At 38.3% G+C, this 23,496-nt stretch carries 18 protein-coding genes; 14 read left to right on the forward strand and 4 right to left on the reverse strand.

Going from position 1 to position 23,496, the window contains the following annotated elements:
- From DW862_RS07070 to DW862_RS07100, 6 genes are all read left to right on the forward strand, one after another.
- Positions 1-828: a glycosyltransferase family 2 protein gene (locus DW862_RS07070; RefSeq protein ID WP_008024048.1), complete on the forward strand. Its 828-nt coding sequence runs from the start codon at positions 1-3 to the stop codon at positions 826-828.
- Positions 829-856: 28 nt separating this feature from the next.
- Complete coding sequence (locus DW862_RS07075) at positions 857-1,804, forward strand: hypothetical protein (RefSeq protein ID WP_008024050.1); 948 nt, start codon at positions 857-859, stop codon at positions 1,802-1,804.
- Positions 1,805-1,826: 22 nt separating this feature from the next.
- Positions 1,827-2,963 carry a glycosyltransferase family 4 protein gene (locus DW862_RS07080; protein WP_157462244.1) on the forward strand — a complete coding sequence of 379 codons (1,137 nt, stop codon included), beginning with the start codon at positions 1,827-1,829 and terminating at the stop codon, positions 2,961-2,963.
- Positions 2,964-3,934: 971 nt separating this feature from the next.
- Positions 3,935-4,423 (forward strand): acyltransferase, encoded by a 489-nt coding sequence (locus DW862_RS07090; protein ID WP_008024053.1) that lies wholly within the window; start codon positions 3,935-3,937, stop codon positions 4,421-4,423.
- Between the two features lie 8 nt (positions 4,424-4,431).
- A complete protein-coding gene (locus tag DW862_RS07095; RefSeq protein WP_015532124.1) occupies positions 4,432-5,562 on the forward strand; it encodes a hypothetical protein in 1,131 nt (376 codons plus the stop codon).
- A 7-nt stretch (positions 5,563-5,569) separates the two neighbouring features.
- Entirely contained in the window at positions 5,570-6,895 is a 1,326-nt protein-coding gene (locus DW862_RS07100; RefSeq protein ID WP_120067549.1) for a hypothetical protein, read from the forward strand.
- Positions 6,896-6,911: 16 nt separating this feature from the next.
- On the opposite strand, the gene DW862_RS07105 is transcribed toward DW862_RS07100, so the two are convergent.
- Both DW862_RS07105 and DW862_RS07110 read right to left on the reverse strand, forming a co-directional pair.
- The gene (locus DW862_RS07105; protein ID WP_015532126.1) at positions 6,912-8,054 is read right to left on the reverse strand and encodes an FAD-dependent oxidoreductase; all 1,143 of its coding nucleotides are present in this window, start codon (positions 8,052-8,054) and stop codon (positions 6,912-6,914) included.
- Entirely contained in the window at positions 8,051-8,935 is an 885-nt protein-coding gene (locus tag DW862_RS07110) for a UDP-3-O-(3-hydroxymyristoyl)glucosamine N-acyltransferase (RefSeq protein WP_008024060.1), read from the reverse strand. The genes DW862_RS07105 and DW862_RS07110 overlap by 4 nt, the downstream gene beginning before the upstream one ends.
- Before the next feature lie 378 nt (positions 8,936-9,313).
- Here DW862_RS07110 and DW862_RS07115 point away from each other — a divergent pair, with 378 nt between their 5' ends.
- Positions 9,314-10,867: an ATP-binding protein gene (locus DW862_RS07115; protein ID WP_120067551.1), complete on the forward strand. Its 1,554-nt coding sequence runs from the start codon at positions 9,314-9,316 to the stop codon at positions 10,865-10,867.
- A 173-nt stretch (positions 10,868-11,040) separates the two neighbouring features.
- Here DW862_RS07115 and DW862_RS07120 read toward each other — a convergent pair whose 3' ends face one another.
- On the reverse strand, positions 11,041-11,652 hold the full coding sequence (locus DW862_RS07120) for an HU family DNA-binding protein (protein WP_004314474.1): 612 nt from the start codon (positions 11,650-11,652) through the stop codon (positions 11,041-11,043).
- Between the two features lie 603 nt (positions 11,653-12,255).
- Between DW862_RS07120 and DW862_RS07125 the strand changes: the two genes are divergently transcribed.
- The 7 genes from DW862_RS07125 to DW862_RS07155 all read left to right on the forward strand — a co-directional run bounded on the left by DW862_RS07125 (position 12,256) and on the right by DW862_RS07155 (position 21,717).
- Positions 12,256-14,340 (forward strand): BT4734/BF3469 family protein, encoded by a 2,085-nt coding sequence (locus tag DW862_RS07125; protein ID WP_120067553.1) that lies wholly within the window; start codon positions 12,256-12,258, stop codon positions 14,338-14,340.
- A gap of 81 nt (positions 14,341-14,421) precedes the next feature.
- Entirely contained in the window at positions 14,422-15,546 is a 1,125-nt protein-coding gene (locus DW862_RS07130; RefSeq protein ID WP_008770438.1) for an ATP-binding protein, read from the forward strand.
- Positions 15,547-15,666: 120 nt separating this feature from the next.
- Positions 15,667-17,502, forward strand: coding sequence for an ABC transporter ATP-binding protein (locus DW862_RS07135; RefSeq protein WP_008024069.1), 1,836 nt, complete (start codon positions 15,667-15,669; stop codon positions 17,500-17,502).
- A gap of 29 nt (positions 17,503-17,531) precedes the next feature.
- Positions 17,532-18,335 carry a polysaccharide deacetylase family protein gene (locus DW862_RS07140; protein ID WP_004314478.1) on the forward strand — a complete coding sequence of 268 codons (804 nt, stop codon included), beginning with the start codon at positions 17,532-17,534 and terminating at the stop codon, positions 18,333-18,335.
- The gene (locus tag DW862_RS07145; protein WP_004314479.1) at positions 18,332-19,288 is read left to right on the forward strand and encodes a glycosyltransferase family 2 protein; all 957 of its coding nucleotides are present in this window, start codon (positions 18,332-18,334) and stop codon (positions 19,286-19,288) included. Before DW862_RS07140 ends, DW862_RS07145 begins: the two co-directional genes overlap by 4 nt.
- The gene (locus DW862_RS07150) at positions 19,272-19,691 is read left to right on the forward strand and encodes a GtrA family protein (RefSeq protein ID WP_032811961.1); all 420 of its coding nucleotides are present in this window, start codon (positions 19,272-19,274) and stop codon (positions 19,689-19,691) included. The genes DW862_RS07145 and DW862_RS07150 overlap by 17 nt, the downstream gene beginning before the upstream one ends.
- Positions 19,692-19,737: 46 nt before the next feature.
- Positions 19,738-21,717: an LTA synthase family protein gene (locus tag DW862_RS07155; RefSeq protein ID WP_120067555.1), complete on the forward strand. Its 1,980-nt coding sequence runs from the start codon at positions 19,738-19,740 to the stop codon at positions 21,715-21,717.
- Here DW862_RS07155 and DW862_RS07160 read toward each other — a convergent pair.
- The gene (locus tag DW862_RS07160) at positions 21,704-23,476 is read right to left on the reverse strand and encodes a glycosyltransferase family 39 protein (RefSeq protein WP_120067557.1); all 1,773 of its coding nucleotides are present in this window, start codon (positions 23,474-23,476) and stop codon (positions 21,704-21,706) included. The genes DW862_RS07155 and DW862_RS07160 overlap by 14 nt on opposite strands.
- Positions 23,477-23,496: the final 20 nt, after the last annotated feature.

Here is a 23,496-nt window from a genome sequence, read left to right on the forward strand (position 1 = left end):
ATGAAACAGATTTCTATTATTACGATCAATTATAATAATGCTTCTGGATTGGAAAAAACAATTCGAAGTGTTGTGGAACAGACATATAATGAATATGAGTATATAATTATAGATGGTGCAAGTTCAGATAAAAGTAAAGAAGTTATTCAAGAATATCAACGGTATATAGATTTCTGGTGTTCTGAAAAGGATTCAGGAATTTATAATGCGATGAATAAAGGGATACAGAAGGCTTCTGGTGAGTATCTGTTATTCTTGAATTCTGGTGATGTATTGAACAATTCTGCCGTGTTAGCTGATATTCATGGTTTCTTATCTGGGGAAGATATTGTTTATGGGGATTTAGTTTTTGTGAGGGGGGATGGAGAAGAAACAGTTTTTATCTATCCTGATATCTTGACAGTGGATTATTTTTTGGAGCGCTCGTTGGGACACCCTGCGACATTTATTAAAAGGGAGTTATTTCGCAATTGTCTTTATACGGAAAGTTTAAAGATCGTTTCGGATTGGGAATTTTTTGTGAAGAAGATTATTCTGGAAGGATGTTCTTATCGACATGTAAAACGAACGATTAGTAATTTTGATACAAGTGGCGTTAGTTCTCTTTCAGCAAAAGAATGCAATAGAGAAAGGGAGTTGGTATTGAAACAATTGTTCTCACCTGTTTTACGTGAATATTTTCAAGAAGCAGAGCAATTGAAAAAGCTTCCTTTACTAGATGTCTTTTTACGTTTAAGTAAGACTCGCCGACTTCAGTATCGTATTAAACCGTTGCTCTTGTTTGTGTTAAAAATAGATGATTTTGTAGTTCGCAGAAAAAAGAAATGAATATTTTATTTCGCTAAAAAAGATATGTATGAATAATGAATTGACATTTGAACGTTATCAAGCATTGAATCGAACTTTTCGAAAAGAGCTTATTTTCCACTTAGGATCTGATGCTGGTTTTTACTCGGAGTTTAATAATATGATACTTGCTATAATATATTGTTTGCAATATCATATAAAATTTTCTATGTATTCTTTGGATGCGAATTTTAAGTATAAGGAAGGATGGAGAGATTTTTTTATGCCTTTCTGTGATGAGATCTCTGATTCTTTTCATCATAAGTATAATATGAGGTATGAAGATCCTTTTTTTGGAGCACATGGTTTTGAACGATTAAAAATATTATATTGGAGAATGCGGCATAAACATACATATCTAACTTCAGACTTGTTCTTTAATTTTAGGAATGTGGAGTTTGAACGAATGAGTTTCTCTATACCAGAGCTAGGACTTGCTGGAAATTTGCGTGAGATAGGGGGAGATATTATTAATAATTTGATATATCGTTTTAATGAACAGACAAAGGATGCAATAACGAATATGATAGATGCGTTGAATCTGCCAGATAAATATGTTGGATTTCATATTCGTGGTGGGGATAAATTTGTGGAGCATAAATTAGAACAATGTATTGGGTATATTTCTAAAGCAGAGCAGCTAACAACAGTTAGGGAAGCTTTTGTCTTAACAGATGATTATTTGATCATTGAGGCTTTGCGAAATGATTTTCCTCATTGGCGCTTTTATACATTAACAGGTTTAAATGAGCGTGGGTATTTTCATGCAGAGTTTCAGAAGTTAAATATGGAAGATAAAAAGGAAAATCTAGTGAAATTATTTGCTTCAATGGAGGTTTTAAGAAATGCGGACCTATTTGTTGGAACATATAGCTCTAATCCAGGAATGTTTTTAGGAATGTGCATGGATGAGAATCGAGTATATGGGATCGATTTTGACAAGTGGCTTTTATGGTGAGTATAATCAGAAAGAAATGAGTATGAAAGATAAAAAATTTGCGTTGATCTTTAGTAATGTTGATGAGTCTCATTTAGGAAAGGATGTCTTTTTAGTCCCTTATTATTGGTGTAAGGTGGTTGGTGCATCAGGTGTTATTGTTTATCCACGGAAAAAGGCACATGCGGAGTTGCCCCCTAAATATCGAGGGATATGCCTTGAACCTTTGCGTGAGTATTTAAAAAGAAGTAAGAAGTCTTATTGGATCAGTGCTCTTGTTTATTTATTGAGGGAAGCACATAAAATAGATATATTGATGCAATTTCATTTTTCTGATAATACTCTCTATATCGGTAATTTTTATAAGCTGTTACACCCTAAGGGGTTCTTGTATATTAAATGTGATGGGGAAATTTGGTTGGACCATTTTTTAAAAATATTAGAGGAGGGAAGGGGATTTAAGGGAGTGTGGAAACGCTTTTTGGTAACTCGATTGTTGAAGAAGGCTGATTTAATTTCGATAGAGACTGTTACAGGGTATGAAAAAATGCAAACACGGAAATATTGTGGGGTTAGTTTAAAGAATAAATCGGCTTTGCTAAGTAATGGCTTTGATGAAGATTTGCTTCACTCATTTTCTATAAAGGAACGAAAGTGTGTGGAGAAGGAAAATTTAATAATCTCTGTAGGAAGGCTCGGAACATATGAAAAAAATACGGAAATGATTCTAGATGCAGCAGAGAATGTGAATTTTGATGATTGGAAATTGGTCTTGATTGGTCCTGTTGAGCCTAATCTGAAAGAGCTGATTGAAGAGTTCTATATTAATAATCCTCATTTAAAGAATTCTGTGATATTTACAGGTCCAATTTATGATAAAAAGGAACTTTGGGAGTGGTACAATAGATCGAAAGTTTTTTTATTGACCTCACGAGAAGAATCGTTTGCTCTAGTCTTGATGGAAGCCTATCGGTTTAATAATTATATTGTATCTACAGATGTTGGCTGGGCGAGAACAGCAATTGATCAATCTATGGGTGAAATAATACCCCAAGATGATTCTAGTGCATTAAAGAGAAGTTTACAGAGAATTATAAATGGGAGTGTTACGATCTTTAATGACCATTATCATAAAATAGATGTTTCTTATGAGGCTGCTGTGAGAAATGTGCTTAAATGATTATTGTTGCGTGAATATTTTTTTATGTATTGATTTTGCATTTTAGGTCAGGATATTTTCCGAATAAATGAGAATCGTATTATTAGCAAGGTTGTTGGCGGAATATTGCTAAAATATATGTATATATTAAGCAGACGAATTGAAGTGAACTAAAAGCTGGAGAAACTGTTTTAGGAGTTACTTCAATTTGTGTATTTCTTTCCCCATTTTAATATTAGGTTATAAGACTTACAATCTTTTAATTTCATTCATACTGTCATCATATTCTTTGGAATCATTAAATAGGGCTACTTTCACATTATATCCTAATCAATGAAAAATCTCACCTATAATAAGAGCTTCTCTTTTATTTTGGCGAGATAGCATATAATGTAAATCTTTCTTTTTGTAATATACTTCAGGTATATATGAAATATAAGTCCACTTTCTATTTAATAAAGAATGTAATATATGATGATTTTTATTTTTTGTAAATAATTCAAATGCCATATGGATATTGTATAATTCAATTTCTAGCTAGGGTATATATATAAGATGAAAGTTTAATAATGAACTTTTTACTTTAGTTTTATTTAACGCAATAATTTGTAGGATACTTTTGCATGAAGATAGAACTGATAAACGATGATTAGTTCGTAAGTCTTCTGTGGCTTTTATTTGGTATTTTTGAAGGTTTGCTAATCTTCTAATAAAAACACCTTTGAAAGCTATAGTTAATACTATAAAATTAATATTTTGCTATTGTTTTATTATTCAATAAGAGAATTATTGTCATTATATCGAATTCACGTTAAATTATTGACAAACAGTTTGCAAATATCAAGATTATTTGCGAATATTGCATCTTAGTTGTGTATACGCCTGTTGGATTTAAATACTTGGGTGCTTCTATTATGCTAAATGACAGTAATAGTGCGCAACTTATTAATAATAAAATATTTAATTCCGCCGATAGGTGTAATACCGTTTTTATGTACAATTTAAAATTTCCAAACTATGTTGCTCCGGAAGCTGTAATAGGGGCTGAAACCATTATCGAAGAGGGTACTATTATATTGAAAGGAGCTATTATCGGTAGTCAGTGTAAGATTCATCGCCACATATTTGTGGATGAGGGGGTTAAGATAGGCGATAAGGTTAAGATTCAAGACGGTGTGATGATTCCACATGGTGTGACTATTGAGGATGGCGTTTTTATCGGTCCATCAGTTGCTTTTACAAATGATAAATATCCAAGAGCTATCAATAAAGATGGAACATTGAAAAGTGGGGGTGATTGGCAGGTTAGCGAAACTATTCTAAAGTATGGTTCTTCTATTGGGGCGAATGCAACTATAGTATGTGGTGTTACTATAGGTGAATGGGCAATGGTGGCTGCTGGTTCAGTTGTAACAAAAGATGTCCCTGCAAATGCATTGGTTATGGGGAATCCTGCAAAGGTGATAAGATATTTTGAGTAATATTAGCTATGACTGACTATCTTGTAGAATTTTTGGAAACTCCTCTATTTAAGCTGGGCTTAACTATCTTTTTTAGTTATGTAACTTGGAGACTGACAGAGAAGTTAAATCCAAGGTTTTTGTGGAAAGATTATAAACGCAGACAAAATCTTAAAAGAGGCTATATCAATAAGGATAATGTTAAATTCGGAATTGATCATCATGATTATTTTGATCATGATGATGGCGGGTATATTGATGATTTAATAACTATACGATTAGACAAAACTCTCTATGAGTATAATTTTGAGGAAGAGTTCTCACAAAATTGTCAAAGAATACCTAAGCTCGAGCTAATTAAAGAATATATTAATATTAATTTCCCGGAAATAAATCTTGACGAAGTTGTTAGAACTGTAATAGTGCCGGGGGTGCTTAGGAATTCAGGGGGTAATATTTATGTGGTTAATGATATTCGGAAAAGTAGAAAAGACTATATTAATGGGAGAAATTCTGTAAAACGCCTTGAAGCCTCAGTTTTTGAGCTTGATTTAGTTAGGATGACTGCTGATACAGTTCAGTTGATTGATCGATTGTACTTATATTTTCAAGGAAAGAATCCGGATTTATTTGAAATTAATTATAAGACAAATAAACGGTTGGAAAATACAACAAAAGAGGTGACTGAGTTAATTGGATTTATGACTAAGGTTAGTTTAAATGGCTTTATCATAAGTACTAAGAAAGTTAATAAAGAATATCAGTTGTTTTATAATAAAAAACAAGGTTTCTCATATGGAATTTTGTTCTCAGAAACTACATTAAAAAGCATAATAAGAACTTCTAGAACTAAAGTAAACGGGCTGATGTTAAAAGAAATGCTATGTAAAGCAGTGCCGTCTTTAGAGGTTAGAGAACAGCAATTCACAGATATTGCCATATCATATTTAGATGGCCTGTATGTCGAGATTCTAGGTGTATTACTTGTTGATAATCTTGCTCCCTTTTCTGACAGTGACTCTGTGTGGCTGGATTTTACTCTTGATAGTATTCGTCAAGAAGCATTCAATAAAGACAGTTCTTTAGAACATGCTTTGTCATATGCTGCTAATATCAGGCAAAGGGCGAATAATAATCGTTTTTATTCATTTAATAAGTAGCTTATCTATGAACATAAATTTAAAAGATACTCTTGTTGATGATACTATTATAGTGCAAGTCCAACCTGTTTTAGAGCAGGTTCAAACAGTAACTACCCATTTTGATATTGTTGGGAATTTGCTTTGGGATAATTTGTTTGCACCATTACTCTTTGGAATATCTATTCCACTTGTATATAAGTTTGTAAAAAAACTCTTGAAAAGGTATAATTTGAAGAAATATCAATCTAAAATAATACGGGAAGACCAATATAAAGTGCTTGTTAATAATGTTTGTCTGGAGGATAAGTATTTTCGGGTTAATAAGATTAATGATGACGAATTTATTATTCCATTTCCTGAAACAAGAGAGAAGAAATTGGAGGAATTAGGATTTAGAAAAGTATATAAAAAGAATAAAAATCAATGTTTGCATAATAGTCTTTATAATTATATTAGCAAGTATTATGGAGAACAATTGACTTATAGAGGAGAAAATTACTCAATCTCAGAATTTATAACTAGGCTTTCTGAAGAGACGGCTGATGTTTTTATACATGAAATGCATCAAGCGAAACTGCGGTTTAATAAATATCTATATGGTATATATGATGTGAGAGTGGATGAGGATGATAAATGTGAAATTTCTGTTTATAATTCAGACTATTTTACATATAAGTGTACTGTTAATTTGTATAATGCGTTGGCTACTATTCCAGTTAAATCATGCTTTCCGGATTTTAATGTAAATGTGGCACAAGTAAGACCTTTTTATAATTCAGTAGCTGTTGGAGGTTTTGTTATAATCGATCGAGGAAATGGTGATGAACTTGTTACTGGGTTTCGTGGGGAGAATTGCCAAAGTGGTGGGTATTGGCACTTTTCTTATGATGAGACATTTACGGAAGATGACAAGTCGGATGAGGATGATCAACCAAACCTTATGACATGTTTGAGGAGGGCGTTAAGTGAAGAACTTGGGATTTTAAGAAAAACTCAGGAAAAATGTATCCCTACATCTCAAATTACTTTTTTAAATGTGGGTGTCATCCGTACAGCTGGAAATGATAATAGACTGGAATTTGAGGTGTGTTCATTTGTTCGAGTGTGCTTGTCGGAGGCATTCACATTGGAGGATTTTATTCATGGTTATCGTTTTGCTAAAGATGCAGAGATTGAAACCAGATGCCTGGAGTTTATTCCAATCAAAGAATTGGATAAATTTATATCTACTCATAAGATATCTCCAGAATCCAAGCATTTGGCCCAAACGATCTCTTTGTTGAATGATTTTGATTTGCTCGGGACCGACAAAGAAGGATATCATGAAATTTTAGAAGCAAATAAGCAATAATGAAAATAGCATGAAATTATGACCCTTTTAATAGGTTGATAAGTTCTATTAAATAGCTATCAAGCTCATAAAATGTCGATATTTTACCAGAGAGGACAGAAATATAGAATGGCGGTTGCTTTGCCATTTGAATAAGGGTATTTCTTTCATCTGTTTTTTCTGATGAAATCTGAATGGGCTTAATTGCAAACATGGAAGAGATGTATTCGATACCATGTAATTGGGGGTGTATAAATTCCTCATACTGTGTTTTCATTGCTTCATATGCAGTTAGTGGTTTATGTAGGCATAGGTTACAGTTCCCGATATTGTGAGGACTGCAACTACCATTTTTCATACATGGAAATGATGGCTCTGGGGATGAAACGGTATGTGGGGTGTAGTGGACAGAAGTTAGTGTATGATATTTACTAAAGCCGAATGGCATGATTGAAAAGAATTCGCCGTCCATAACAGTAATGCCGATATCTTTCAAAGTGTCTGGTACTTTGCATAAAATAACTTCACAAAGTTCGTACTTTAAGTTGAATCCCGGTTTGTTGAATAATTGGCTTACTATATTGGTAGAAGCATAAGTTGCATTTACCACTCCTTTGCATTCAATATACTCGCCGTTTTCTATTTCTATTTGATAGCGTTCATTTTTATCTGTAATTGAAATAACCTTCGTTCCCGAAAACGTATCTACATTTTTAACATCACTAATGTGGTTTAGTAGTTTATTTAGAACAATCTTATAGCTATATGAGTATTCTTTAGTAAGATATAATGCTTCAACTTTATTTGAGTTAAATAGTGTATTAGGATCAACTTCAGAATATGGTATATTATTTCTATTCATAAAATCTTCATATTCAGATTTGTTGGTTAACGACTCATTATTTGCGATAGCATAATAGGCCTTAAATTGAGAATTAATACTTTCACCAAAGTCATGTATAAAGCGCTCTTTATATTTTAGTATTGTGTTTACTGTTTTTTGACCTCTTGGGTAATGTAAGCCATTGTGGAGGCGGGCTTGATTGACCATTGATGCTCGAGAGAAGAAATTTTGATCTATATCAATAACAGCAACGGTAACTTCACGTTGCGACAAAAAAAGGGCAGTATATAAACCATATATGCCTCCGCCTAATACGACTATATCAAATTGTTTCATAGTTGTTTAATTTGTTTTGCCGGTGCGCCATACCACATCTGATTATCAGGTATATTTTGGAGTATTAATGATCCCATACCAATAATAACATTATTCCCTATACGAATTTGATCTTTGATATTGCTGGATGCATAAATAATACACTCATTTCCGACTTTGACGGAACCGGCTATTGTGACGGAACTTGCTATCCAATTATTTTTACCAATAACTGTATTGTGCCCAATAGAACACAAACCATCTATTTTAGTTCCATCTCCTATTGTTGTAGGTGATAATGTGCCTTTGGTAATTTGACAATTAGGGCCAATATCAACCTTGGAGCCTATAATGACGTTTGAGTAATGCGGGAATTTGTGTAAGCTTCCATATTGATCTCTTTCGCAGCCTAATCCGGAATGACCTATGACTGTTCCAGCATGAATGATTACATCGTCTCCTATTTCAACGCCATCATAAATGACAACATTTGAGTGAATGATGCAATTATTTCCAATGGAAGCATTCATGATTGTTGCAGATGGGCTTATCTGTGCGTTTTTGCCGATAGATTTTTGAATGTCAATAGGCTTATAATAATTGGGATGGAAAAATCTTTCTGCAATGAGAATGAAAACAAGACGCGGATTGCTGACATGGATGATGACTTTGTTGAAAAGTTTCGGAGTGATTAAAACCTCTGTGTCAGTTATTAGATATTTTACATTTGATTGCTCAGCTAACTTTTGTTTCTCTTTTTTGTATGTTGCTATCCATCCCATACATTCGGGTAATGAAGAATCTAATGTCGAGATATTTTTAACAACTAAGTCCTCTACATCATGTGATACATTAATAACGTATTCTTTGATATATTCAATAATGTCTGATAGCTGAATCATCTTTATATTTGTTTGCAATTTATTGTGTGTAAGTATTCTTTTTGCTTATCCTTACAAAGATAGTTATATTTGGCATAACTCCTAAATAAATATCTATAAAAAGTTATGCACTATTCTATTTCAATATTCAAAAAGGAATGTGAAAAGTGGCTGGCGAAGAATTAATGTTTTCCTAGTTGTAGGAAATTGGAAAGTATTTTGTGGATGTGATATTTGCTTTTGCTGTCTTAAGCGGTAAATGGTTCTCTTTTTATTCAAAGTCTATTATCTATCTCTGTCATTATATCTTGCTTTTTGCAATTCTTTCCTTGTTGGACTTGTTGCGATACAGATATTTCTATGTATATTTGTATGATGTGAACTTAGACAGATTGAAATATGAGTGGCAAGATTTACCCTATCGGTATACAGAACTTTGAAAGTCTTCGTAATGATGGCTATTTTTATATTGATAAAACAGCATTGATTTATCAATTGGTGAAAACCGGAAGTTACTATTTTTTGAGTCGTCCGCGCCGTTTTGGCAAAAGTCTGCTCATTTCTACGCTTGAAGCTTACTTTCAAGGAAAGCAGGAACTCTTTGAAGGGCTGGCTATGGAGAAACTGGAAAAAGATTGGGTAAAATATCCCGTTTTATATCTTGATCTTAATACGGAAAAATATGATACTCCGGAAAGTCTGGAGAACAAACTCAATGGGGCGTTGGTGGAATGGGAGAAGATGTATGGTGCGGAGCCCTCGGAAAAATCCTTAGCGATGCGTTTTGAGGGGATTATTAAACGTGCTTGTCGACAGGAAGGACAGCGTGTGGCTATTCTTGTAGATGAGTATGATAAACCGATGTTGCAGGCCATTGGTAATGATGCCTTGCAAAAGAGCTTTCGTAGTACATTGAAAGCTTTCTATGGCGCATTGAAAAGTCAGGATGGCTGTATTAAGTTTGCTATGTTGACGGGAGTTACCAAGTTCGGTAAATTTAGTGTGTTCAGTGATTTGAATAACCTGAATGACATTTCAATGTGGAATAAGTATATAGACATTTGTGGTGTGAGCGAACAGGAATTATACGATAATCTGGATGCCGAGCTTCATGAGTTTGCCAATGTGCAGGAAGTGACGTATGAGGAGATATGTGTCCGGCTGAAAGAGATGTATGATGGTTATCATTTTACGCACAATTCTAAGGGAATGTACAATCCTTTCAGCCTGCTTCATGCTTTTAATCGGAATGAGTTTGGGAGTTATTGGTTTAAAACGGGTACTCCCACTTATTTGGTGGAATTGCTGAAGAAACACCATTACGACCTTCATCGGATGGCTCATGAAGAAACTGATGAACAGGTACTGAACAGTATAGATTCTGAATCTACCAATCCTATTCCGGTAATCTATCAGAGCGGGTACCTTACCATTAAAGGGTATGATGAAGAATTTGGTATTTACCGTTTAGGTTTTCCTAATCGTGAAGTGGAAGAAGGGTTTGTCCGTTTTCTGCTTCCTTATTATGCGAACGTAGATAAAGTGGAATCTCCCTTTGAAATTCAGAAACTTGTTCGTAAAGTGGAGGCTGGTGATTACGAATCTTTTTTCCGTCGTCTGCAAAGTTTCTTTTCTGATATTCCATACGAGCTTGCCCGCGAATTGGAGTTACATTATCAGAATGTACTTTATATTGTATGTAAACTGGTCGGTTTTTATGTAAAAGCGGAATATCATACGAGTGAAGGCCGTGTGGATATGGTATTGCAGACTGACAAGTTCATTTACATTATGGAATTTAAACTGAATGGTACAGCGGAAGAAGCTCTGCAACAGATAAATGACAAGCATTATTCCCGACCATTTGAAACGGATTCACGAAAACTTTTCAAGATTGGTGTGAATTTCAGTGCTGAAACGAGAAATATAGAAAAGTGGCTGGTCGAAAATTGAATTCAGCGCCTGCGCAGGAAATAAGATATTCATTTCTCATATTCTCATAGATTTGATTTAAATAGCAGATAATTAATAAAGTAAGCTATGAGAAATACTTTTAAAATTGGTATTTCTCATAGTTTTATTCGCAAATAGACCTTGATTTGGCTTATTTCTCATACCTGTTGAACTCATTTCTCATAATGGCCCGGTGTTGGTATATAAATAGGCTGTGTGGGCTTACCTATATTCTGTAAGTTGCCTTGTGCTTTTAGGCGACGGATTTGCCTACTGGCCATACTTTGAGTGAAACTGCAGAGCGACTGCATATTACTACGGGTTAATACAGGATGAGTTGCAAAATAGGCGGTAAGTTTCTTGTCGATCTCTTCTTCTGAAAGAGAAGCCGAATGTGGCTTGTATTTCGAACGTCGTAAGTGACTAGTCATGCACAAACTCTTTAAATCTCTGTCAGCCTGGAAGTTAATGGACTTAAGTTTCACTTTGTCAGCACGAGTGGTAAGCGAGTGCACGGGTTCGGTAGCTTGCAATGTAATCTGGAAATAGCCGATTCCATCCAGATGTACTCGTTCTCCCTCGCACAGATGGTTGCCCATGCATCTGCTCAATTCCATTAACATGGCTTCTACTTCTGCTTTCCCGAAAGTAGTTGCCATGTGGATTTCTCTCGCCAGCTTTTGAGTGGTCACATGTTGAAAATTAACCACCCGTGGGTGATAACTAGGTTCTTCCCCTTCTTTTTCCGGTTGGGGATTCTTATAAAACTCGAATTGTATTGCCATCTTTGTTTTAATTTAATGGTTATTTATATGTTATGTACTGATGCTCTTAGTGTATCTTGCTTTTATTCTTTTATTATTCAACCGCCATCCTGATTGTTCCACTACAGTGAACGGTTCTTTTCACTCTAGTAGACAGAACTTTTTACTGTAGTGAACAGGTCTGTGCACTCCAGTGGAACGATTGGGATGCTCTTTCAAAGATACGACATTATTAGGTGAAAAACAAGTAATTAACTAGTTGTTTGCATGAAAGAAATAGCTAGCTGTTTTCTAAGATAAGCTTGGCGGATAAACAGGAGAATAGTTGTGTCTGACTATGAGAAATACCCTGAAAGAGTATGAGAAATAGCGGTTTTTTGAAGAAAATCGATGAGGATAGTATGAGAAACACCTGTTTTAAAAACGTTTCTCATAATGTACTTCTTTGATTATATGTGCTTTATCTGAAATCTATGAGAACATGAGAAATAGAATTGAAAAATCTTTTCTAGTAGAAAGATGAAATAAGTATTCTCTGAAAAGTTGTTTGTGCGGAATATTTACAGTATATTTGTATCGTAATAATCGCCCTACAAAACACATGCAGGACAAATAAATGAAGTAATGAGAATAACACTGGTAAGAGACGATGGCAAGGTGAACACTATGCGTACGTTGAGAATTGAACAGCTCGTGGAGCAAATGAAAGTGGAAACTAAAACACAGCCCGTCTCAAAAATGAGAGAAGTCCTGCCTTTTATGCTTCCGGGTGATAAAAATGACTATGTACAGAAAGTGCCGAAGCTGATACCTGCAGCCGCCTTTTTTCGTAAAGGCGGCATAACGACGATGAGTGAATACAATGGAATTGTGATGATTCAGGTCAACAACTTGTCCGGACACATGGAGGCGGATGAGGTGAAAGAACGGGTAAAGGAGCTTCCGCAGACTTACTTAGCTTTCACCGGTTCTTCCGGAAAGTCTGTGAAAGTATGGGTACGCTTTACTTATCCCAATGATCGTTTGCCGACAACTAGTGAAGAAGCGGAGCTTTTTCATGCGCATGCCTATCGGTTGGCAGTGAAATTTTATCAGCCACAACTTCCTTATGATATTGAACTGAAAGTACCTTCGTTGGAGCAATATTGTCGTTTAACTTTTGACCCGCACTTGTATTTTAATCCCGAAGCAATGCCTATTTATATGAAGCAGCCTGCCGCTATGCCGGGTGAGGTGACTTATCGCGAACGGGTGCAAACGGAAACTTCGCCGTTGCAACGGCTTGCACCGGGATATGAAAAGTGTAATGCGCTTTCTGTCCTTTTCGAAGCTGCTTTTGCACGTGCGTTGGATGAAGAGACTGATTATCAACCGGAAGGAGACAAACAATCGCTGTTGATTAACCTCGCAGGACATTGTTTCCGTGCCGGTATCCCAGAGGAAGATACAGTGCGATGGTCTCGCGCTCATTATCGCTTGCCGAAGGACGATACATTGGTTCGGGGAACCGTGCGAAATGTATACCGCACTTGTGAAGGGTTTGCGAGTAAAAGTAGTCTGTTGCCGGAACAATTATTTGTCATGCAGATGGATGAGTTTATGAAACGGCGTTATGATTTTCGTTTCAACCAGTTGACATCACAAGTGGAATGTCGTGAACGGAACAGCTTTAATTTTTATTTTCATCCGGTGGATAAACGGTTGATGGCAAGTATTGCAATGAATGCACATTATGAAGGGCTTAAGCTGTGGGATAAAGACGTGGTACGTTACCTGAATTCGGATCATGTGCCGGTTTATCAGCCTATCGAGGAATTTCTTTATGACCTTCCTCATTGGGATGGTAAGGATCATATCGGCGATCTTGCCAAGCGAGTTCCTTGCGATCATCCTCATTGGGCGCAATTGTTTCGTCGTTGGTTTCTTAGTATGATAGCGCATTGGCGTGGAATGGGAAAGAATCATGCAAATAGCACTTCTCCTATATTGATAGGTCCACAGGCTTATCGTAAGTCTACATTTTGCCGGTTGATTTTGCCTCCATGCTTGCAGGCTTATTATACGGATAGCATTGATTTCAGCCGGAAGCGGGATGCCGAGTTATACTTGAATCGCTTTTTATTGATTAATATGGATGAGTTCGATCAGATTGGCATCAATCAGCAGTCTTTCCTCAAGCATATTCTGCAAAAGCCCGTTGTCAACACACGACGACCGAATGCTTCGGCTGTGGAGGAACTTCGTCGGTATGCCTCTTTTATAGGAACGAGCAACCATAAAGATTTGCTGACGGATACTTCCGGTAGTCGCCGTTTTATCGGTGTTGAGGTGACAGGAGTGATTGATGTGGTCCGTCCTATTGATTATGAGCAATTGTATGCGCAGGCAATGGCACTGCTGCGTAGTAATGAACGCTACTGGTTTGATGAGAAGGAAGAGGCTATTATGACGGAGGCGAACCGGGAGTTTGAGCAGTCGCCGGCAATCGAGCAGTTGTTCCAGGTGTATTACCGGGTAGCGGAAGAGGAAGAAGAGGGAGAATGGTTACTTGCTGCAGATATACTTCAGCGGATACAAAAGGCAAGTAAAATGAAGATTTCTTCCGGGCAGGTTAATTATTTCGGGCATATTTTGCAGAAGCTGGGAGTAAAGTCATTCAGGAAAACACGCGGAGTTTATTATCATGTGGTGGCTGTTGGGCAAGGGTGATGATGAAATAATGCACGAGATGTGCATTTTATTATTTTATAATAATTATCTTTGCGTAATAACGTGAGATATACGAAGACTATGATAAGAAATCCTTTTATAACAAGTGGATATGTGTCTGCTGATTATTTTTGTGACCGTCAGCAGGAAAGCGAACAGTTGGTACGCGAAGTGATGAATGGGAATAACCTGGCTCTTGTCTCTACCCGACGAATGGGAAAGACGGGCCTGATCCGTCATTGCTTTCAGTTTCCTGAAATTAAGCAGGACTATTACACCTTCTTCATTGATATATATGACAGCCGGTCATTGCGCGACTTGGTATTTGCACTTAGTAAAGAGATTTTGGAAGTACTGAAACCTATAGGGAAGAAAGCTTTGCATGGTTTTTGGGAATGTGTGAAATCTTTGCAGGCCAGTATCTCTTTTGATGTGAATGGTATGCCTTCTTTGAATTTGGGATTAGGAGATATACAAGCTCCGGCTACTACGCTCGATGAAATTTTCCGGTATTTAGAGCAAGCGGATAAGCCTTGTTTGATTGCCATTGATGAATTTCAGCAGATTACCGGGTATGCAGAGAAAAATGTAGAGGCTACTCTCCGGACTTATGTGCAGCATTGTAATAATGCGCGTTTTATTTTTGCCGGGAGCCAGCGTCATGTGATGGGGAATATGTTTTTGACGCCTTCCAGACCTTTTTATCAAAGTGTGTCAATGATGCATTTGGAAAGTATTCCTTTAGAAGAATACATTCGTTTTGCATGTATGCATTTCAAACGTGCAGGCAAAGAAATGGAAGAAAGTGCTGTTACCACAGTTTATCAACAGTTTGAAGGAGTCACATGGTATATACAAAAAGTATTGAATACACTTTATGATATGACCCCGGAGCACGGAGTCTGTAAAGTGGAAATGGTGTCAGAGGCTATTCGGCAGATTATTGATTCATTCAGATATACTTATTCGGAAATCCTTTTTCGTTTGCCGGAAAAGCAAAAGGAGTTACTGATTGCTATCACTAAAGAGGGAAAAGCGAAAGCTATCACTTCCGGTGCTTTCATAAAGAAATACAGACTGGCTTCAGCCAGTTCTGTGCAGGCAGCATTGAAAGGATTATTAGAAAAGGATTTTGTGACCCAGGAAAAGGGAGTGTATCAAATATATGATCGTTTCTTGGGTATTTGGTTGAAAGAGAATTATTGAGTCGTTTTTTGTTTGTTGAAACGTGCTTTTCGATAAATCGCGTTAATAATTAGCTGAAACTACTGCCTGTTAATCAGTTTTATTGTATCTTTGCGGTCTTAACTTTTTTAATGGTAAATAATGAAGGAATTTCTACAACTAATGCGACGTTTCGTGTCGCCTTATAAGAAGTATATCGGCTGGGCTATTTTGCTGAATATTTTGTCTGCTGTATTCAACGTGTTTTCATTTACTTTTTTAATTCCTATTCTGAGTATTCTGTTTAAAACAGAAGGAGCGGATAAAGTATACCATTTTATGGAATGGGGTAGTGGTGATTTAGCAGATGTTGCCAAGAATAACTTCTATTATTACATATCTCAAATGATAATGGATAATGGTCCTACTATAGCCCTTATCTTTTTAGGATTGTTCCTGATGATAATGACATTGTTTAAAACCGGTTGTTACTTTGCTTCTTCAGCTGTAATGATTCCATTGCGTACGGGAGTAGTACGTGATATTCGTATTATGGTATATGCAAAAGTAATGCGCTTGCCAATGTCTTTTTTCTCTGAAGAAAGAAAGGGAGATATCATAGCTCGTATGAGTGGTGACGTGGGAGAGGTTGAAAACTCCATTACTAGTTCGTTGGATATGTTGATGAAGAGTCCGATTCTGATTCTTCTTTATTTTATCACTTTGGTTATAACGAGTTGGCAGTTGACCCTTTTTACCATCGTTGTATTGCCGGGAATGGGTTGGCTGATGGGAGCGGTCGGAAGAAAACTGAAACGCCAGTCATTGGAGGCACAGTCAAAATGGAGTGATACGATGTCGCAATTGGAAGAAACATTGGGTGGATTGCGTATTATCAAAGCTTTTATTGCAGAAGATAAGATGATTAATCGTTTTACCAAATGTAGTAATGAATTGCGTGATGCTTCGAATAAAGTTGCTATACGTCAGGCATTAGCACATCCGATGAGTGAGTTTTTGGGAACCATTCTGATTGTAGCCGTACTGTGGTTTGGTGGTACATTGATTTTGGGACAGAATGCAACCATCGATGCTCCGACATTTATCTTCTATATGGTTATCCTGTATAGTGTAATCAATCCGTTGAAAGACTTTGCTAAAGCAGGATATAACATTCCGAAAGGTTTGGCTTCTATGGAACGTGTTGATAAAATCCTGAAAGCAGAGAATAAGATTAAGGAGATTCCGAATCCGAAACCGTTGAAAGGTTTGAATGACAAGATTGAATTTAAAGATATCTCTTTCAGCTACGATGGTAAAAGAGAGGTACTGAAACATGTAAATTTGACAGTTCCCAAAGGAAAAACGATTGCACTGGTTGGACAGTCAGGTTCCGGTAAATCTACCTTAGTCGATTTGTTGCCACGTTACCATGATGTACAGGAAGGTGATATTACCATTGACGGAACGAGCATCCGCGACGTGCGTATTGCTGATTTGCGTAGTCTGATTGGTAATGTAAACCAGGAAGCTATTTTGTTTAATGATACATTCTTCAATAACATTGCTTTTGGTGTGGAGAATGCGACAATGGAACAAGTGGTAGAGGCAGCAAAGATTGCCAATGCACATGATTTCATCATGGAGAAACCGGAAGGATATAACATGAATATCGGTGACCGTGGTGGTAAATTGTCCGGTGGTCAGCGCCAGCGTATCAGTATCGCCCGTGCCATCCTGAAGAACCCTCCGATTCTGATTCTCGATGAGGCTACTTCTGCATTGGATACCGAATCAGAACGTCTCGTGCAGGAAGCGTTGGAACGTTTGATGAAAACACGTACAACGATTGCTATTGCCCACCGTCTTTCTACTATTAAGAATGCAGATGAAATCTGCGTGTTATATGAAGGAGAAATTGTAGAACGTGGTAAGCATGAGGAACTTATAGAATTAAACGGCTATTACAAACGCCTGCATGATATGCAACAACTGTAATGCAGCAATTGTAATTTTTTGATAATGCAATGATATTATTAAGTTTTGATACAGAAGAATTTGATGTACCTCGTGAACATGGCGTAGACTTTCCGCTGGATGAAGCGATGAAAGTATCAGTCTATGGTACGAACCGGATACTGGACTGCCTGAAAAAAAACGGGGTGAAAGCTACCTTCTTCTGTACAAGCAATTTTGCAGAAAATGCGCCGGAGGTGATGCGGCGCATTATGGACGAAGGACATGAAGTGGCTGCGCATGGATGTGACCATTGGCAACCGCAGGCTTCCGATGTCAGCCGTTCAAAAGAAATCTTGGAACGTCTTACCGGCAGAACGATAGAAGGCTATCGCCAACCGCGTATGTTTCCCGTATCAGATACGGAACTTGAACGAATGGGGTATGTGTACAACTCCTCATTGAATCCCGCATTTATCCCCGGAAGATATATGCATTTATCAGAGCCGCGTACCTGCTTTATGACAGGCAAACTACTTCAAATCCCGGCTTCTGTAACTCCATGGATTCGTTTCCCGCTATTTTGGTTGTCTTGTCATAATCTGCCGATGTGGCTTTATCAAAGCCTGGTAAACCGGGTGTTGAAACATGACGGATATTTTGTGACCTATTTCCACCCATGGGAGTTCTATCCGTTGGGTGAACATCCTGAATTTAAAATGCCTTTTATCATCCGCAACCATTCCGGCAAAGGAATGGAGGAACGTTTGGATATGCTTATCCGCAACCTGAAAGAAAAAGGCTATCCTTTTATGACTTACTCGGAGTTTGCGCAGATAAAACTGGCTGAACTAAATAAACCGGACGAAAAATGATTAAATTGGCTATTGTATCCCCCTGCTATAATGAGGAGGAAGTGTTGGAAGAGTCAACCACCCGTTTGACAGCTTTGTTTGATGACTTGGTGGCGAAAAAAAAGATCAGTGCCGACAGTTTTGTGCTCTTTGTGAATGATGGCAGTAAAGATCGTACATGGAGCATTATTAAACAACTGCACCGGACGAATCCATATATAAAAGGAATGAACCTGGCTCGCAACGTAGGACATCAGTATGCCATCATGGCCGGTATGATGACCGCTAAAGATTGGAGCGATGCCGTTATTACCATTGATGCCGATTTGCAGGATGACCTGAATGCGATTGAGGAGATGATCGATGCTTATACACAAGGATATGATGTCGTATACGGGGTGAAAGTATCCCGCCAGGCAGATCCGATGCTGAAACGTCTTTCCGCAACCGCTTTTTATAAATTACAGCACCGGATGGGAGTAGAGACAATCTACAATCATGCGGATTTCCGTTTTTTGAGTAGGAGAGTACTGGAACAGCTGTCTCATTATCAAGAACGTAATGTCTATTTGCGTGGTATTATCCCATTGCTGGGTTTTCCTTCTACTACGGTAGATGACGTAATCCGGGAACGGACAGCCGGAACCTCCAAATATACAGTAAGAAAGATGTTCAGCCTGGCCTTGGACGGAATAACCTCTTTCTCGGTGAAGCCTATTTACGGTATTGTTTATCTGGGAATTATATTTGTTTTTATCAGTATACTGATAGGAATTTATGTATTGTATTCTTTAATTTCGGGTACGGCAGAGCATGGCTGGGCATCTTTGATGTTGTCTGTCTGGTTTGTTGGTGGAATTGTTCTAATGTCAATAGGAGCTGTCGGGTTGTATATTGGGAAAATCTATAAAGAAGTAAAACGTCGTCCGCTCTATAATGTGGAAGAAGTACTATACGATGACCAAGATAAGTAAAGCTATATTTGACAGGCATCCGGACTGGCGGGATAAGTTCTGGCAATTCGTTCGTTTCGGAGTTGTCGGTACTGTATCCTCGGCTATTCATTACGGAGTGTATTGTCTGGTTTTACTGGTTGCAAACGCTAATATCTCTTTTACGGCAGGTTATGCCGTCGGATTTATTTGCAATTATTTCCTGACTACCTTTTTTACTTTTCGTTCCAAGCCCTCGTCTCGCAATGCGGTTGGGTTTGGCTTTAGTCATCTGATTAATTATCTGCTTGAGATTGGTTTGTTGAATCTCTTCCTTTGGATGGGGGCAGGCGAACTTCTGGCGCCGATACTGGTGATGATAATTGTAGTACCTATCAATTTCCTAATTCTTCATTTCGTTTATATCTACAAAGGGAGAAAATAATTTTATTAAATCTCTTTCATTTAATTCATAAAAAGAAAAGGCTATTATGAAACGTTTTCTAAATCTTATTGTATATATACTCACAATACATGTTTCGGCTTTGCTGATCGCAGGACTGTTTCGCCTGGTACTTTTTATCTCATCCTATCATCAATTGACTTCTGAAGCCTTGTCGGATAAGAGCCTTTCAATGCTTGCTTTTGTGCATGGTGTCTGGTTTGATAATGTGATCGGTTGTTACATACTTCTGTTGCCGCTGGCAATTGCGGTGGTGTGTGGAGTCTGCAACTACTATGGGAAAGCATTGTTCCGTTTTTTCACAATCTTTTTCAGTGTGTTTTATGGACTGGTCTATTTAATCAGTGCGTCGGACATACCCTACTTTGCCTATTTCTTTAAGCATATCAATTCTTCTATATTCGAATGGTTCGGTTATGCAGGAACTACCGCCGGAATGATATTGGGAGAAAGTGCCTATTACTTGTCCATCGGATTATTCCTGCTCTTCTTGGCCGGGTTCATAGTATGGCTTGTCTGTCTGTCGCGTTATTTCCATCGTCGTAGCCTTACCATTTCCGCTTCGTTCCCATTTTGGAAGAGAGGAGTTGTGGTTCTGGTCGGAGCTTGTCTGATCGGTCTCTGCATCTTTGGAATTCGGGGGCGTACAGGTTATAATCCGATCAAAGTGAGTGCGGCATATTTCTGTCAGGATGCTTTTCTGAATCAATTGGGAGTAAGTCCGACTTTTAATCTGTTGACGAGTGTGATGGATGATATGCGTCCTGAAAATAAATACTTGCATCTGATGGATGAGCAGGAAGCCATAACTAAGGCGCAAGCTCTGCTCAATCGTCAGGGAGAGGTAGCTGTCTCACCGTTGGCTGTGTACAGACATGCTTCAAAAGCAGATAGTGTGCAGCAAGGTCGCCCCAATGTTGTACTGATTATGATGGAATCCATGTCCAGTAAACTGATGAAGCATTTTGGGCAATCAGAAACGCTGACTCCTTTCCTGGATAGTCTGTATACCCGTTCTATTAGCTTCCGTAATTTCTATTCGGCAGGAATCCATACGAATCATGGTTTGTATGCCACCTTATATTCTTTCCCGGCGATGATGAAACGAAACCTCATGAAAGGCTCTGTCATTCCCCGCTATTCGGGACTGCCTACTGTCCTGAAAGAAAACGGTTATTATAACCTTTTCTTTATGACGCACGAAGGGCAGTATGATAATATGAACGCTTTCTTCCGGACAAACGGCTATGATGAAGTGTTCTCACAAGAAAATTATCCGGCTGATAAGGTTGTGAATAGCTTCGGAGTACAGGATGATTTCCTGTATGACTATGCAATTCCGGTATTGAATCAGCGGGCTGCCACCGGAGAGCCTTTCTTTGCTACTTTGTTGTCCATCAGCAATCATCCGCCGTATGTGATACCTCCTTTCTTCCATCCGAAAACGAGTGAACCCGAGATGCAGATTGTTGAGTACGCGGATTGGGCTTTGCGTAAGTTTTTTGAAGAGGCACGTAAACAGCCCTGGTTTGATAATACGATATTTGTGTTGGAAGGAGATCATGGCAAATTGGTGGGAGACGCCGAATGTGAGCTGCCGGAATCTTATAACCATATCCCGCTGATGATTTACTCCAGCCGTATTCATCCGGAAGAGAAAAACACTTTTGGAGGTCAGGTAGATATACAGCCTACGATATTGGGGCTGTTGAATATTGATTATCTACAGAATAATTTTGGAGTGGATTTGCTGAAAGAAGAACGTCCCTGTATGTTTTATACTGCCGACAATATGATTGTGGGACGCAATGATACGTTATTGTATCTTTATAATTACGAGACGCAGCAGGAATTTACTTATCATATAGACAATGGCAAATTGAAAGCCGTTCCGATGGATGATCGCTTTTTGCCTTTAAAAGAATATAGTTTTTCCATGCTCCAATCGGCAGAGTTCCTTGTGAAGCATGGAAAAACGGTAAATACTGTCCCTTTTACTCAACAATAGGAGTAGTTTCGGTTTTTTCAGGCTGTTCGTTTTTAATGAACTTGTATACTTTGGCTATTTGCCGGAGCACTCGTTTAGGAGATTCGTAAACCTGTTCGAACTGATACCCCTCTTTCTCAAATTCAGGAAGATATTTCTCTGCGTCATTGGTGCCGATCAACAAGAAACCTTTGGCAGGACGTTTTTGGTAGAAGTTGTCGAGACGGTTATTCAGGTAGAAATTAATCTCGAAGTAATGCACAGGGTCACCTGCCGCATGCAGACTTTCTTCAATGAATTCGTACATAGTCCCTTCGCTTTCCGGCGCAATCTTTTCGATCTCTGCAGCGACGAATTTGACGGATTTCGAATTTAATGCTGCCGGCTGATAAGCACCGTCTAATGCAAGGTATAATCCCATGGTAAGCACGACGAGGGCATACAGGAAGCGGTTGCTCAATGCATGTTTCCGTTGATAGAACCACCAGTAGATACCGAGGACGGTAGGAACGGCAACCAGCAACAAGGCCCCTGCACCGCTGATATTCTGTATGGCGCGCATGAAATTAATGTTGTCCTGTGCGTGACGGCCATGGAAGATTGTTTCAGGGATGAGCCCGCATTTTAACACAATGAAGCAAGTGAACAGCAACAGGCTGATTGCCGCAAGAATACTTCCATATACTTTGATGACTTTGGATTGCTTCTTGACCAGATAAAATAGATATTTGGCAAGAAAATAAGCAATGAAAGGATAGATAGGCATCAGGTAGACGCTGCGTTTGCTCTGCGGAATGCAGTAGAAAACGAAGATGACGACGATGCTGGTGAAAGAGAATAAATCCACCGGATCCATATTCTTTATCCAAGCAGTGAAACGTTTCCACCAGGCGGCTGGCTGGATATTGAACTTACGGTAAGTCAGGCTGAACAGAGAAAGTACGATTAACAGTGTCCAGGGAACATATCCGGCAAACAAGGTCACAAAATTATAGTGCCAGGGGTTCACGCATGAATCATAACTCATGGTATTCGTCATACGGCCGAGGTTTTCTTCCATCACTAATGCGAGGAATTCTTCTCCACCTTGTTGGTAAGCAGCTACATACCAGCAGATAGGCAGGATGAGAGAAAGGATAGCCCAGGCGGAAAGCAGCAGGAATGCCTTGAAGAAGTTGACACCTCGGAGCAACAAGAATATGCCTACAACTAAGCATGGAATGATAGTACCTACCGGTCCTTTAGTCAGTGTTCCGCAACTCATCAGGAGAATGGCCAGCCAGGGAATACCTTTGAGCCCCTTCTCATACCATCTGTAGAGACAATATAGAGCGCCAACGGTGAGAGCTGTCAATACCATGTCCACCCGGCAGTTGGCTCCGGCCCGGTGTAATTCGAAATTAGTCAGGGTAATAAAGGCGGCCAATAACGCCAGTTGCACTCCTTTTCTTTTGGCAAAGAACAGAAAGCCGCAGAGAGTCATGGCAATCAAGGCGATGGCGGACGGCAGGCGGGAGGTCATTTCTGTGACTTGCCCTCCGTTCACTACTGCTGATACAGCAGCGATGCTCCAATGGAAGAAAGGCGGTTTGTAAGCCATTTCTCCTCCGTTGTTTCTGGGTAAGATCCAGTTTCCGCTATCCAGCATGGAATAGGAAACAATAGCTTCGCGAGGCTCACCTTTCGTGTGGTATTCCGACAAGCCGAGGAAAGGCAGGATAGTAACTACGCAAATGACTAATAACAGCCAGAAAGCTTTGTTTGAAGTCAATGTTTTCATCTTTTCTTATGATTGAAATT

Source organism: Bacteroides sp. AM37-9 (assembly GCF_003603455.1).
In the GTDB taxonomy this organism is placed as follows: Bacteria; Bacteroidota; Bacteroidia; order Bacteroidales; family Bacteroidaceae; genus Bacteroides; species Bacteroides xylanisolvens.